Annotated in this window: 14 protein-coding genes; 8 read left to right on the forward strand and 6 right to left on the reverse strand. The window is 40.8% G+C overall.

Going from position 1 to position 13,309, the window contains the following annotated elements; translation table 11 throughout:
- The first annotated feature begins 1 nt into the window (after window position 1).
- From JMX94_RS04015 to JMX94_RS04025, 3 genes are all read left to right on the forward strand, one after another.
- The gene (locus tag JMX94_RS04015; protein WP_201563440.1) at window positions 2-928 is read left to right on the forward strand and encodes a lysophospholipid acyltransferase family protein; all 927 of its coding nucleotides are present in this window, start codon (window positions 2-4) and stop codon (window positions 926-928) included.
- A 271-nt stretch (window positions 929-1,199) separates the two neighbouring features.
- Window positions 1,200-1,916 carry a glycosyltransferase gene (locus JMX94_RS04020; protein ID WP_201563578.1) on the forward strand — a complete coding sequence of 239 codons (717 nt, stop codon included), beginning with the start codon at window positions 1,200-1,202 and terminating at the stop codon, window positions 1,914-1,916.
- The gene (locus tag JMX94_RS04025) at window positions 1,913-2,776 is read left to right on the forward strand and encodes a WlaTC/HtrL family glycosyltransferase (RefSeq protein WP_201563442.1); all 864 of its coding nucleotides are present in this window, start codon (window positions 1,913-1,915) and stop codon (window positions 2,774-2,776) included. The genes JMX94_RS04020 and JMX94_RS04025 overlap by 4 nt, the downstream gene beginning before the upstream one ends.
- A gap of 1 nt (window position 2,777) precedes the next feature.
- Here JMX94_RS04025 and JMX94_RS04030 read toward each other — a convergent pair whose 3' ends face one another.
- From JMX94_RS04030 to glnE, 5 genes are all read right to left on the reverse strand, one after another.
- Window positions 2,778-3,755, reverse strand: coding sequence for a capsular polysaccharide synthesis protein (locus JMX94_RS04030; protein WP_201563444.1), 978 nt, complete (start codon window positions 3,753-3,755; stop codon window positions 2,778-2,780).
- A 3-nt stretch (window positions 3,756-3,758) separates the two neighbouring features.
- A complete protein-coding gene (locus tag JMX94_RS04035; protein WP_201563446.1) occupies window positions 3,759-4,721 on the reverse strand; it encodes a glycosyltransferase in 963 nt (320 codons plus the stop codon).
- Between the two features lie 30 nt (window positions 4,722-4,751).
- The gene (locus JMX94_RS04040; protein ID WP_201563448.1) at window positions 4,752-5,840 is read right to left on the reverse strand and encodes a glycosyltransferase family 4 protein; all 1,089 of its coding nucleotides are present in this window, start codon (window positions 5,838-5,840) and stop codon (window positions 4,752-4,754) included.
- Window positions 5,841-6,156: 316 nt separating this feature from the next.
- Complete coding sequence (locus JMX94_RS04045; RefSeq protein WP_201563450.1) at window positions 6,157-7,086, reverse strand: branched-chain amino acid transaminase; 930 nt, start codon at window positions 7,084-7,086, stop codon at window positions 6,157-6,159.
- 289 nt (window positions 7,087-7,375) lie between these two features.
- Window positions 7,376-10,225, reverse strand: a complete 2,850-nt coding sequence (gene glnE, locus JMX94_RS04050) for a bifunctional [glutamate--ammonia ligase]-adenylyl-L-tyrosine phosphorylase/[glutamate--ammonia-ligase] adenylyltransferase (RefSeq protein ID WP_201563452.1) — start codon at window positions 10,223-10,225, stop codon at window positions 7,376-7,378.
- Between the two features lie 295 nt (window positions 10,226-10,520).
- Between glnE and tusD the strand changes: the two genes are divergently transcribed.
- The 4 genes from tusD to JMX94_RS04070 all read left to right on the forward strand — a co-directional run bounded on the left by tusD (window position 10,521) and on the right by JMX94_RS04070 (window position 12,189).
- Window positions 10,521-10,964 carry a sulfurtransferase complex subunit TusD gene (gene tusD, locus JMX94_RS04055; protein WP_201563454.1) on the forward strand — a complete coding sequence of 148 codons (444 nt, stop codon included), beginning with the start codon at window positions 10,521-10,523 and terminating at the stop codon, window positions 10,962-10,964.
- A gap of 111 nt (window positions 10,965-11,075) precedes the next feature.
- Window positions 11,076-11,399, forward strand: a complete 324-nt coding sequence (locus tag JMX94_RS04060) for a hypothetical protein (RefSeq protein WP_201563455.1) — start codon at window positions 11,076-11,078, stop codon at window positions 11,397-11,399.
- A gap of 86 nt (window positions 11,400-11,485) precedes the next feature.
- The gene (locus JMX94_RS04065) at window positions 11,486-11,839 is read left to right on the forward strand and encodes a hypothetical protein (RefSeq protein ID WP_201563457.1); all 354 of its coding nucleotides are present in this window, start codon (window positions 11,486-11,488) and stop codon (window positions 11,837-11,839) included.
- Window positions 11,836-12,189, forward strand: a complete 354-nt coding sequence (locus JMX94_RS04070; protein ID WP_201563459.1) for a TusE/DsrC/DsvC family sulfur relay protein — start codon at window positions 11,836-11,838, stop codon at window positions 12,187-12,189. The genes JMX94_RS04065 and JMX94_RS04070 overlap by 4 nt, the downstream gene beginning before the upstream one ends.
- Window positions 12,190-12,282: 93 nt before the next feature.
- Here JMX94_RS04070 and JMX94_RS04075 read toward each other — a convergent pair whose 3' ends face one another.
- The gene (locus JMX94_RS04075) at window positions 12,283-12,855 is read right to left on the reverse strand and encodes a tRNA (cytidine(34)-2'-O)-methyltransferase (protein ID WP_201563461.1); all 573 of its coding nucleotides are present in this window, start codon (window positions 12,853-12,855) and stop codon (window positions 12,283-12,285) included.
- A 275-nt stretch (window positions 12,856-13,130) separates the two neighbouring features.
- On the opposite strand from JMX94_RS04075, the gene JMX94_RS04080 reads away from it, so the two are divergent.
- The gene (locus JMX94_RS04080) at window positions 13,131-13,271 is read left to right on the forward strand and encodes an entericidin A/B family lipoprotein (RefSeq protein WP_144296920.1); all 141 of its coding nucleotides are present in this window, start codon (window positions 13,131-13,133) and stop codon (window positions 13,269-13,271) included.
- Window positions 13,272-13,309: the final 38 nt, after the last annotated feature.

The following is a 13,309-nucleotide window of genomic DNA, read 5'->3' on the forward strand; positions in this document are numbered from 1 at the left end:
CATGAATCCGTATCATATCTTCAAATTCGTGCCACTGTCTGTCTTACAGATGCTGGCACGTTTTGTTGCTTGGGTAATATTACGCCTACCAAATGCTAGCATTATGCGTACTGTCAGTATCAATATGGCACTGATTGCGCCGTCGTTATCTGAGCGTCAAAAGCAAGCCTTAACCAAAGACATTATTTATCATCAATGTTTAACCAGTATTGAGTCTATCAAGAGTTGGGCAATGCCACCTGAATGGAGCATTGCTCAAATTCGCGACGTTTATAATAAAGATATTTTATTAGAGGGGCTTGCCAATCCTAACGGCATGCTGGCGATTGTCCCACATCTTGGCACGTGGGAGATGATGAACGCTTGGCTCAATCAGTTTGGTTCGCCAACGATTATGTATAAGCCTGTTAAAGGCGATATTACCAATGACTTTGTCCTGCAAGGTCGCTCGCGTCTGAATGCGACACTGGTTCCGACCGATGGTAGCGGCGTCAAAGCCGTATTTAAGACCCTTAAACAAGGTGGCTTTAGTATTGTACTGCCCGATCATGTTCCCGATCCATCAGGCGGTGTGGTCGTGCCCTTTTTTGGGATTGAAACCTTAACCAGTACGCTTGCCTCCAAACTTGCGAGCAAGACCAAATGTGCGTTGGTTGGCTTATCCTGCATTCGCCGTGATGACGGGCGTGGCTTTGATATTTATTGTTATAAATTAGACGATCCCGCCCTATATGATCGCAATACTGAAACCGCTGCTTATGCGCTTAATCTGGCCATGCAACAGATGATTGAAGATAAATGCAGCCATTATATGTGGGGTTATCGCCGTTTTAAGCATATACCCGTTTTAGACAATCCTTATAGCGCTGATAAAGAAGCATTAGCAGCGTTTATTCGTAATCAAAACTCTAAGCATACAAAATCTTAAACTAAGAATAATCAATAGCTCATAATAAGTAAAACAATACCAAGATCTAACATCTAATACCTAACACTTAAGAAATAATGTGAATAATAGGTGTGTTAATATCAGTCAACGTTCGTATTATTTACATCCTTTTTAAGCCCTAATTTTTTTAACATTCGTTCTTCATTTATATCAATATGAGTGCATGATGGCAACTGACGTAAAGCAAAACTTATCAATAGACTCAGCCCAAGCAGACGGCAAAGACTATGCGCAACGTTATATTATTTGTATGAAATGGGGCGATAAATACGGTGCAGAATATGTCAACCGTCTTTATAACATGGTCAGTCGGCACCTGACCTTAGATTTCCAGATGGTCTGTCTCACCGATGATAGCACCGGCATCGATCCTGCCGTTCAATGTTACCCGATTCCAGAAATGGATTTACCAGCAGGCCCTGAACGTGGTTGGAAAAAACTCACCACTTTTAAGCCAGAATTATATGACCTAAAAGGCGTCGCCTTATTCTTAGACATCGATATCGTGATCGTCGATAATATCGATGCTTTTTTCACTTATAAAGCTGAGTATGAAGACAGCGTCGTCATTATTCGTGACTGGAAAAAGCCATGGCGCATGATTGGTAATAGCTCAGTTTATCGTTTTAACGTTGGTATGGGTACGTATCCTGATTTGCTGGCAAATTTTGAGCGCAACTTCGACAGCATTCGTCAGCAAGTTCGCCATGAGCAAGCTTACTTATCTAACTATCTGCGTGAGCATCATCACTTAGAATACTGGGATAAGGACTGGTGTGTCAGTTTTAAATATCAGTGTATTGCCCCTATTCCATTTAACTTAGTGCGCGCACCGACGTTGCCTGAGGGCGCAAAAATTGTCATTTTCCATGGCGAGATTAATCCACCAGATGCCATTAAAGGCGGCGGCGGTAAATGGTATCGTCATGTGAAGCCAAGTCCTTGGTTAGAGGAGCATTGGGTATGAGTATTAATAATTCTGTTAATTCGATCACTATAGTGACTGCTTTTTTTGATATTGGCAGAGGCGATTGGTCTACTGAAAAAGGACACTCTTCTCACTTGCTTAGAAACAATCAAACATACCTATCATATTTTGAGAACTTAGCAAAACTCGATAATGAAATGGTCGTGTTTACAACTGAGGAAATAGCTCCTTTCGTCATAAAACTAAGAAAAGGAAAGAAAACAGAAGTTGTAATCGTCGATTTAGATTCAAAATTCAAAGGTTTATTGACATCTATAAGGGATATATTGAAAAATGCAGATTTTATGGAAAAAATACCGGAAGCTCAGCGAAAGAACCCTGAATATTGGTCTGAGAAATATGTACTCATCAATAACTTGAAAACTTATTTCGTCCATACAGCTATAAAGGAATTCGACCTTGTAAATGATCTCGTAGCATGGGTAGATTTTGGTTATTGTAGAGATACAGATACTCTAGCCAATATAAATAATTGGTATTATAATTTTGATGCCCAATACATACATCTATTTACTTTGAAAAGATCTAAGCTTTTATCGGTTTTTAATAACCCAAATTTTCCTTACAAAAAGCACCAAATAACTAATTGTATTTTAAACAATAAAGCAACTATTATTGGCGGTGTAATTGTAGGCCATAAGCAACTATGGAATGAGTTCTTGACAGTGGTAAAAGATGCTCAAAGAGCAATATATCAAGAGAATATGGTTGATGATGATCAGGGGGTGTATCTTATGTGTAACTATCTAAGACCAGATTTGATTAAATTACATTATCTTGGAAAAGATAACAACGGCAAGAAAGACTGGTTTGGAACTATGCAAAAATTTCATGTGTAATTCATATTTTTAAGTATTTATCCTTTAGATAGCCATAATAGGTTTGCTTTGTAAAACGATATTCGCGAAAGGCTTCATGAATAGTCAGTTTGTGCATCCCATTTTGTGAAATTATTCTTTTGTATTCATCTTCACTAAAAAAATTTTTCATCTTAAGTTGTAATAAATGTGGATGAGTATCATCAATAATAGGAAAGTCGAAATCTATAATTTGTGATTCATTTAACTCATTAATCATTACCTGAAAGAAAAAGTAATATTCAATTTTATTTTCATTTTCCCAATAAAAAAGCAGTAAATCCGTTAAGGTTTTTGCAATCAATGAGTTCGGCTTAGAAAACACAATACTACTAAGATGCTTTACTTTGAATTCATCACGCCAATTAAAGTAAAAATGCGTATCATTTTCACCCCAACTTCTATTAGGAGAATTAGGATCACGGCTGTACATAAAGAAATTATATTTAGTATATTCCTTAGGTATGCTATCTGTTAGTAAAACTGAAGCGTCTAGCCAAACTCCCCCATAAACTGATAACAATGCAACACGCAGCAAATCAGAAAAGAATACTGGTCTAAAAACACCATTTTTACGTTTGTCATCAACAAACTCTGGAAGCTTTATATATTCATTTATGTTTTCATCAGTAATTCTGATAATCTGATAATCATGGGCATGACTATCTACTGAAGAAAAACATATTTCCACCATTTCCGGTAAATTTTCTAATCCCTGTCCCCAATATTGCCAAATAATTTTTTTGCCTACTAACTCTTTTTTGATTGGTGGAATATCATACTTTTGAATTTTTTTATCAGCGTATTGATCAATAACTATCCTCCAGTAAGAGGCTAATTTTTCTTGCTTAATTTTATCATCATATTGATAACTCCAGCGCTTCCTTACACTTCTAGGTACAAGACCATTGTAAAATATTTTAAAGGGCTTATTACTGATAACGTTAAAGATATCTTCCATAGTCTATATACCTTTCAAAATTTTGTCTAATTTGGAACGTTTAATATTCAAAATTATTTTTTGATGTATTGGCAGCTCTTTATTAGCAACCAGATAGAGCTCTGAGAAGTATTTGTTGTATTGATCATAGGTGTCTTTTAACAAATCTTCCTGATGGTTTTTAGCTATTTTATTTAACAGCCCTATATAATGCTTATATACCTTATAAAGTAAATAATGATAACCATCATCTCTTCCTATTCTCTGATATTTCTCAACACGATAAGTGAAAGCATATAAATAATCATCTACGTATTTTTTGTCGAGATTTTTTAGAATAGAACCTTCACGCTCACGATACTTTATTACAGGCTGTTTCAAATAGCTATATTGGAAACTCTTTAATGAGATATGAGTCATATACAAAATATCTTCGAAATTCAATCCTTCTTTAAACCTTATGTCTTGTATTACCTGTCTTCTGAAGACCTTATTCCAAACATGATTACTATTATTTTCAATAACATTATCTAAGAAGCTATTTCTCTTATTGATATAATTTTTATTAGCCTTGCCTATAAAAGCTTTTTTCTTTACCTCTTTTTTCCCTCGTAATGATACATAATCAGCACATAGCACATCCGAGTTCAATTTTTCTATTTGAGACATGACAGATTTATAAGCACCTTCGTACATAACATCATCAGAGTCAATAAACCAGATATACTCTGTTTGGGCCATATCAAAAAGCGCATTACGTGTGGCTGACAAACCTCTATTATGAGGCGCATCGAAGATTTGCACTTGAGGATGGTTTTCAAAACGCTTGATAATAGCTGCACTATTGTCTGTCGAAGCATCGTTCATTATTAAAATAGATGCTCTAGTATCGATTTGAGTGAGTATGGATTCTATACACTCTTCTACATAATCCGCTACATTATAAACAGGTATTAAAATACCAATTGTTAGATCTTCTTTATTCATACAACACTCACATTAAAAACTTTATAATAATTAACAGCTTGTTAATAAATTCTGAAATAATTGATAATACGCTTGAGTAACCTGTTTTTTATCATAATGAACTAAAACTTTCTCTCTAGCTGCCGTTGCTAGTGCTTGGTAGTTTGATGGGTTAGATAGAACAGTCGCGATGATATCTGCCAGCTCTGCTGCTGCTCCGACTGGGAACAAGAAGCCATCTTTTCTGTCATCAATCAACTCCTTTACTCCCATTGCAGTACTTCCCACAACGATACAGCCACTTGCCATCGCTTCTAGCACCGCTAGGTTCAGCCCTTCAAAACGGCTCGACATGACAAATACTTTATGTTGCAGCAATAGCTTTTCAACTTCGCTACTGTACTCTATAAAGGTCACTTGTTCATGCAGCTCATAGCGAGCAACCAAATCATGTACTTCTTTTTGGTAACGCTTACGCCCACTGCCAACTAAGGTAAGAGTGGGGTTTATGCCTTTTTGCTTTAACTGCTTCAGTGCTTCAATTAAAGTAACGTGATCCTTACTTTTAGCATATCTTCCCACCATAATCAGATCATGCGACCTTTCATTAACAGGTGCAAGGTTCACACCGCCAAATCGAGTGGTATCAATACCATTTGGGATGGCTTGAATAGGCGCTTTAAGACCCTGCTCAGATAAGACTTGGGCTACGCCTTCAGAGACAGCCACAATTCTAGCAGTTGATTTACTTAGTTTACGCGTTTGGTATAGCTTCCAAGGTGTATAGCGCTCTTTAGAGTTGTGCTCCACTTGTACCAAGCAAGGTACTTGTGCCAATAGCCCTGCCCGTCTTCCCAGTAAATGCTCAGGAAACCCATGCGCAACCAATATATCAGGTAGCCATTGCTCACATAGTTTTTTTAATTCGTGAACGGTCGCAAGATGGGTAGTACCTGTGACAACCTTGTAATCGATACCTTTATCTTCAAGTTCAGCAAGCTTTTCTGGTACGGTCGTTTTTTTACGACGCAGTACTAATAGGTTTTCAGTCGATTCTATTTGATTGTGAGCCTCAACCAAATCAATAGCAACTTTCGTGGCTCCTGAAAAGCCACCAGTGACAAAATGTAAGACTCTCAACAGCTTCTCCATTAATCTATTCAAAGTAAAACCAGACTTAGCTAAAAAATAAGATTCTATGCCGCTCTCAATTTGAACTCACCTGCTTTAAGAATCGACATGCTAAGCAGCCGTATTTATAGATGGACACCATAGCAAGATGTAGCTTGAAACTAAGCGACGTTATGATACCGCATCCATAAATTATGTGCGAGCTTATCGTTAGTAGTTATAGTGTATAAACTTCACTTTAGAATACCGATTAATACCACTCAAAAAAAAAGCTAAGACTTAAAACAGTCTTAGCTTTTTACTTCATACAATGCAGTTTTTAAAATTAATCAATAAAGCTTAACCAATCCATATACTGCTCATTGCGGCCATGTACCACATCAAAGTATAAGGTTTGCAATTTCTCAGTTAGCTCACCACGGCCACCATTACCGATAACACGATCATCATATTCACGAATAGGCGTGACTTCAGCTGCGGTACCTGTCATAAAGATTTCATCCGCTAAGTAAAACTCATCACGAGTGATACGGCGCTCAACGACTTTGATGCCCAAATCTTCAGCAAACTGAATGATAGTACGACGCGTGATACCATCAAGCGCACCGCCTCCCAAATCTGGTGTATGCAGCACACCGTCTTTTACTAAAAATAAGTTCTCGCCGGCGCCTTGGCAGACATAGCCTTGTGGATCCATCAAGATGGCTTCGTCATAACCATTACGCGTGACTTCTTGGTTGGCCATGATAGATACTGGATAGTTGCTAGATGCTTTGGCTTTACACATGGTCACATTGGTCATGTGATGCGTAAATGACGATGTCTTCACACGGATGCCGTTTTTGATACCGTCTTCGCCAAGATATGCACCCCAGTGCCAAGCAGCAACCATTGCGTTAATACTGTTGTCACGCGATGACAAACCGAGTTTTTCTGCGCCAACCCAAATAAGTGGACGAATATAGGCTTCTGCCAAGTTGTTTTGCTTGACCACATCTTTTTGCGCTTGCTCAAGTGCCGCTGCATCAAATGGTACATTCATTTGAAAGATTTTTGCAGAACCCAATAGGCGATCGGTATGGTCTTTTAAGCGAAAAATCGCCGTACGATTGTCAGCAGTTTGGTAAGCACGTACGCCTTCAAACACCGCCATGCCATAATGCAGGCTATGCGTAAGCACATGAACCTTGGCGTCTGGCTGTTCAATCATCGTGCCATTCATCCAAAGCTTACCTTCTTGTGTTGCCATATTCATTTAATAGTCCTTATGCTAGCGCTGACGTCTAACTTTTTTTGTTGAGTGTTAATGGTTAAATAAATGTTTTAATTAAAATTGCCTGCTGACACTGAGTGCCTATTTTTAGATGCAATTTTTCTAGGTACAAATTTAAGGTGCCAGTGATTATAGCACCGGCACGAGAGGCAAATACAATATTTTAGTTTATCACTGCATGGCTTTTATTCATATACCCTTGAGCACAATGGCTATCAAAGCGCTATGCTTATCGTCATATCATTTGGCCGCATCATTATATGTAGCAACCTTACTCTACGGATTCCACACCCATCAGATGCTGCCACTGCGCTTGTACCAGTGCTCGCGTTTCTGTCCATAATAACTCATCAACCAATAACGACTGTTCGGATAATGCCAGTTGGTGCGTCGCGGCGCGGATGCGTAAGTAAGCATCGGTCAAATCCTGACAAACCTGTGCCTCCCAAATACCCAAAGTCGCCATCTCTTCAAAAATACGCACGTTGTCACTCCATTTAGTCAAGCTTGGATGTTCATGCGAATAGGCTAATACCGCAAACTGCGCCAGAAACTCAATATCTACAATACCGCCAGCATCTTGTTTGAGATGGAACTTACCCGCTTGCTGCTGGTGCTGACTGGTACCCAAATGCTTTTGCATTTTAATACGCATACTGGTGACTTCGATACGGACTTGCTCAATTGTACGCGGTAATGCCAAAACAGTACGACGAATATCACAAAAACGGGCGGTCACGCGTTTGTCACCGCAGATTGCCCGCGCCCGTACCAACGCTTGATGCTCCCAAGACCACGCTTTCTCAAGCTGATAAGTCTCAAACGCATGACAAGAAACCACCATCATGCCAGCGTTACCCGACGGTCGCAGCCGCATATCGACTTCATAAGCGCGGCCATCACGGGTTTGCGTATTAAGATAAGTCATGAGCTTTTGTGCTAAGCGAGCCGCAAACTTCATACCGCTGACTGATTTTTCGCCCGTGGTCATGCCTTGCTCTTTTATTTTATGCAAAAACACCAAATCTAAATCTGATGAATATGACAACTCCAATCCACCAAGCTTGCCATAGCCAATGATGGCAAAGCCGCAATCCGCTTCCGTGACCGGATCGCCATCTTGACCAATTGGATAGCCATAGCGTTTGACGATTTCGGCAAAGGCACGCTCAAGCGCGGCCTCGAGTACCACAGCGGCAATATAAGTCAGTGAGTCTGATACTTTCATAATTGGGCGTTCTGCCAACACATCACTGGCAGCCACTGCCAACACTTGATTCTTTTTAAATAAACGCAGTACGCTAAGTAGCTCCTCTTCATCGTTCGGCTCTACGCGCAATAACTGTTGACGCAAAATGTCCCGCAGCTCACGCTTGTCTGGCAAATGCCTATAGCGCTGCTGTAAGAAGGTATCCAATAACACTGGATACTGCGCCAATTCTTTTGCAATCCAAGGGCTGGCTGATAACATCGGAATCAGCTCAACGGTGGCATTAGGATTTTCTGCAATCATCACTAAATAGATAGAGCGGCGGCAAATGGCTTCTAGCAAAGTAATTAAACGTGGCAAGGCAGTATTAGCAAGTTGCTGCTGTTCTTCATGGATAAGTAGCGCGTGTACAATCACAGGGTAAGCATCATCCAAACGCTCACGCGCTTCATCGCTCAAATTGGCAACCATTTTTGACTGCCAAAAACCTTGTAATAACGCACGGTTTTCTTCGGTTAATACCTCATTTAAACGCGCTATCTGCTCATTTAACTGTTCAGGCTCAAGCTCGTCATCCTCTTGATCGGGTATCTGCCGTTCGGTGACCATACGCTCAAACGGTACATTGACATGATAACGGTGTTGATTAAGTGTCGCTAATAGCCCTGCCCAATCATCAAAGCCAAGGGTGACTGCTAGATTATGCTGCCACTGAGTATCATGCGGTAAACGCTGCGTTTGCTGATCATTAATCGCTTGAATACCGTGCTCAAGGCGACGTAAAAAACGATAAGCCGCTTGTAGCTCTTGATAAGTGCTCTGCTCTAAATACTCAAGCTGACACAGCGCCTGCATCGCCGCCAAACAAGACTTAACTTGTAGCTGCGGATGCCGACCGCCATAAATCAGTTGAAAGGCTTGGACGATAAACTCAATATCTCGAATACCACCCGCGCCAAGCTTGATATTATCCAAGTCTTCACGCTGAGCCACTTGATTCTGAATAAGAGACTTCATCTCTCTGAGGGCTGAAAAGGCACTATAATCAACATAATAACGAAACACAAAAGGCTTAATCAGCGCTTGTATGTCATCATAAAACGGCTGCTCTATATGCCCAACCACGCGGGCTTTGAGCCAAGCAAAACGCTCCCATGCCCGCCCATGCTGAGCAAAGTACTTCTGTAATGCTGATAAATGAATCGCCAAATCGCTGCCATCGCCCCACGGACGCAAACGCATATCGACCCGAAACACAAAACCATCAGCGGTATTATTATCGAGCAACCTAATAATGCCTTGACCAAGCCGCGTCATAAAACGCTTATTATCAATACTGCGCGTGCCTTTTGCTTTGTCACCATCCGTCTCACCGCGCGCCTGATGGACAAAAATAAGGTCGATATCACTGGATAAATTCAGCTCATGTGCGCCAAGCTTACCCATCGCCATAATCGCCATATCATCCACTTGCACATTACCTTTAGCGTTAATAAAGGTCGGTTGCCCATATTGCGCCATCAGCTGCTGGTAGGTATAGTCTTTGGCAAATAAAATGCAGCCATCCGCAAACTCAGACAGCTCATCGGTCAATTGCTCAAGCTCAATGACGGCCAAGGCATCTTGCCAAATCCAGCGCATCATCAGTAGCATACGCAAATGCCGCAAGCCGATCATTACTTTGTCTTCATTGGCGAGCTGATAATTCTCATCCAACGTATAATCTTGAATCAAATCATCAATTTGCTGGCGCGTTAAAGTGCTCTGTAATGGATAACTGCGCAAAAACGTCTGGCAAGCGCCCGTTCGACTTTGCCAAACCTGATAGGCAAACTCGCTGGCAGTCTGTAGCACTTGTAGCTGCTCTGGTGTGGGCTGAAAGCCTGTACCACTAGGTACGGTAGATAGCATAACGACGACAACTCCTTGCAGCATAAAGCTATAAAAACCACATGAATTGGAAAAATTATTTTTAGAATATTAAAGCGATTGTACATCTTCTAATTTGTGCGTTTTATAGTAGCATAAATCCTCAACCATGCTACTGACAGCCCTATACTAACTAACAACTGACGAACACAAGAAAATTTCGTGAATAATGCTACAATAGCCAATGTTTGAAAGGCTTAAAAAACTTGAGTCTTAAAAAAATTAAGGCGTTGCGCTTTTTTCTTCATACTCATTCATCATAAGTGACACCGCGATTATGACGACCACAACCCCGCTATTATTAATTACCGCTGATCCCAGCCATCCGCTGGCACATCTTGCGCTACGCTATGCTCGTACTTATCTAGCAAGCACTAACATAAATAATAATGATAAGAGCAATAACAGCGACGACCTTAAAAACCCGTACGCGCCATTGAATGTTTTTTTCTATGCCGATGCCGCCAATACCGCCAATCGATTACGCTGGCAGTCAGCAGACCAGATGAGTATCACCCAAGCGTGGCAAAAGCTTGCTAAGCAATATCAATTGGCGCTGCCTGTTTGCGTCAGTACGGCGCTCAGCCGTGGTATTTCAGATGGCGAAAATAGCACTCGCCATCAATTAGATAGCGAAAATCTGGCCGCTGGTTTTAAGCTGGTTGGACTGAGTGAGCTTGCCATGATGATGCAAGGTGACTGTCGTTTAATACAGTTTTAATTAGCATTGGAATTATAGTTCGCTCTGAAAATGACCAGCCTATAAATAGTTAGCCCATAAAAAACCAGCTTAGCAATAACGACTAGCGATACCTCAGATTAGGGATACATCATGAAATTACTCATTCGCTTGCACACAGCTACCGAGATGGCAAGCTATGAAGGCTGCGCGCTGGCTTTAACTTTAGCGACTTTTGGTCATGAGGTGCAGCTGTATTTGGATGCGCCTGTATTTGGCTTTTTAATGCAGCCTAACTCACGTTTGCATGGCATGATTCAGTCGCTTGAGTTATATGATATGCCAGCCGCTTGGTTACCTGACGATGTGTTTAGCGGTTGGATTGCGGGCATGCTACCGGCTGATTTGGCGACGCAATTAACCTTGATTCCAGAGGTAGTAAATTCGCAAGATTTTGACCAGATTCTGGTTTTTTAGTAGCAGCTTTTAGTACTAGTACAACTCTTCACTCTTAATATTTAGTTTGATATAACAATAAATACAGTAAGCAAGCGGACACGATTATGGCAACTTTATACCAATTACATTGCAGCATGGATACGCTCAGGCGCGCTACAGAACAGATGGCATCGACGTGGCGTGCGGGTGACAGCATCATATTATTAGGCTCAACGGTCGCTTTTATTGACTGGTTTAATGCCTACTTAGGTGACCTTGAGAGCATCGAGATAGAAGATATCGCTGCTATTTATGCCCTCGCCGAAGATGTGGCGCAGCTTAATGTTGATACAACCGCTAAGCTAAACCTTACTACGAAATTAACCGCTATTTTAAGCGATAGTGACTGGGTTGCCATGACTCAAAATACTCATGCTAATGGTGCTAAGTTTGATAAAGTGGTGACGATTGCTCTATGAATAATGACAATGCAATCATTCCTATCACAGCAGCGCTCAACGTTGAATTAGATCAAGACGGACATTTATGCGACCATACGATTTGGACGCCTGCTATCGCCCAGCAGCTAGCCAATAGCCTAGAGGTGATTATCAATGCTGAACATTTAGCAATCTTGCAACAGGTGCGCGCATTTTTTGTCAAATTTAATCACGCCCCTGCTACCCGCCCGCTGATTAAATGGCTACAGCAAACTTTACCTGAGCATCACATCAGTAATCAAAAGCTCCAGCAGCTATTTAATACTGGTTTGGTCGCCCGTCACGTCAATCGTCTTGCAGGTTTACCAAAACCGCCTAATTGTTTATAAAAAACGTGGTTTATAAAAAAAGCAGTAAAAAAGAGATTAAAGAAAATCATTAGTTTAATTTTCTTTAACCTCTTTTTAACGTAACTATCTTCTTTATTTCGCATCATAAACCGTCAAGGTCTCATAACCGATACTGCGACCTTCATCACCGTCAAACCCTTGCTGTCGCCAGACTTCATACAAGCATATCGCCACGCTATTAGACAGATTTAAACTGCGCGAATCCGCCAGCATTGGTAAGCGTAGCCAATTATTAGCACCAATATCTGCGCGGATATCATCTGGTAGCCCTGCCGTTTCAGAACCGAAAACCAGCGCAACATGATTTGATGATGGGCTAGTAGTCGACTGATTGTCTGATTGGTCAGTCGTTTGTCCGCTAAAATCATAGTCATAAAACGGTTTGCTAAGCTTGGTTGTAAGGGCGGTAATAATATCGCAACCAGCAGCTTGCAGCGCTTGTTTGGTCATTGCCCAATCGTCATGTACTTGCAGATGGGCATATTCATGATAATCCAAACCTGCGCGGCGTAGCTTCTTATCGTCGAGCTCAAACCCTAACGGTCTAACCAAGTGTAGCTGCGCCCCACTGTTGGCACATAAGCGAATAATATTACCAGTATTGCTAGGCATCTTTGGCGCTACCAACACGATATGAATGGTCATACGAACTCCGTCAATGGTTTGGACTTTATATTTGGCTTATATAGCAGGCGTAATCAAAAGTTACAGTTTACTGCCAATAATTACATTTTGATACTGTGCTCTGATTTTAACTTTGATTATGATGGCTGTAACGGACAACGAGATGGCTTAAAAACATTGCTATCCTATCATGCAATGTTATCGTATCCTGCAACCCCTCAGTAAAACTTAAGCAAAACGCTAAGTTTTACTGTTATTACTTATAAAACAACCCTGTCTTTTTTGAGGAAAAAATTATGAAAAAATTGGTTATCGCATCTTTGACTGCTATGTTTGTACTAACTGGTTGCAACACTTTTAAAGGTCTAGGTCAAGACGTTTCAAGTGCTGGTGGCGCTGTAACCGGTACTGCACAAGAAGTACAAAACAAAATCTAAGTCTGAATATTGTTAGACTTATTTTAAAGAGGCTTATC

The organism is Psychrobacter sp. CMS30 (genome assembly GCF_904846565.1).
GTDB lineage: Bacteria > Pseudomonadota > Gammaproteobacteria > Pseudomonadales > Moraxellaceae > Psychrobacter > Psychrobacter maritimus.

Excerpts from the sequence above, each read along its gene's own strand:
- JMX94_RS04015 (WP_201563440.1), top strand. The coding sequence starts at position 2 with ATGAATCCGTATCATATCTTCAAATTCGTGCCACTGTCTGTCTTACAG.
- JMX94_RS04020 (WP_201563578.1), top strand. The coding sequence starts at position 1,200 with ATGAAATGGGGCGATAAATACGGTGCAGAATATGTCAACCGTCTTTAT.
- JMX94_RS04025 (WP_201563442.1), top strand. The coding sequence starts at position 1,913 with ATGAGTATTAATAATTCTGTTAATTCGATCACTATAGTGACTGCTTTT.
- JMX94_RS04030 (WP_201563444.1), bottom strand. The coding sequence starts at position 3,755 with ATGGAAGATATCTTTAACGTTATCAGTAATAAGCCCTTTAAAATATTT.
- JMX94_RS04035 (WP_201563446.1), bottom strand. The coding sequence starts at position 4,721 with ATGAATAAAGAAGATCTAACAATTGGTATTTTAATACCTGTTTATAAT.
- JMX94_RS04045 (WP_201563450.1), bottom strand. The coding sequence starts at position 7,086 with ATGAATATGGCAACACAAGAAGGTAAGCTTTGGATGAATGGCACGATG.
- glnE (WP_201563452.1), bottom strand. The coding sequence starts at position 10,225 with ATGCTATCTACCGTACCTAGTGGTACAGGCTTTCAGCCCACACCAGAG.
- tusD (WP_201563454.1), top strand. The coding sequence starts at position 10,521 with ATGACGACCACAACCCCGCTATTATTAATTACCGCTGATCCCAGCCAT.
- JMX94_RS04060 (WP_201563455.1), top strand. The coding sequence starts at position 11,076 with ATGAAATTACTCATTCGCTTGCACACAGCTACCGAGATGGCAAGCTAT.
- JMX94_RS04065 (WP_201563457.1), top strand. The coding sequence starts at position 11,486 with ATGGCAACTTTATACCAATTACATTGCAGCATGGATACGCTCAGGCGC.
- JMX94_RS04070 (WP_201563459.1), top strand. The coding sequence starts at position 11,836 with ATGAATAATGACAATGCAATCATTCCTATCACAGCAGCGCTCAACGTT.
- JMX94_RS04075 (WP_201563461.1), bottom strand. The coding sequence starts at position 12,855 with ATGACCATTCATATCGTGTTGGTAGCGCCAAAGATGCCTAGCAATACT.
- JMX94_RS04080 (WP_144296920.1), top strand. The coding sequence starts at position 13,131 with ATGAAAAAATTGGTTATCGCATCTTTGACTGCTATGTTTGTACTAACT.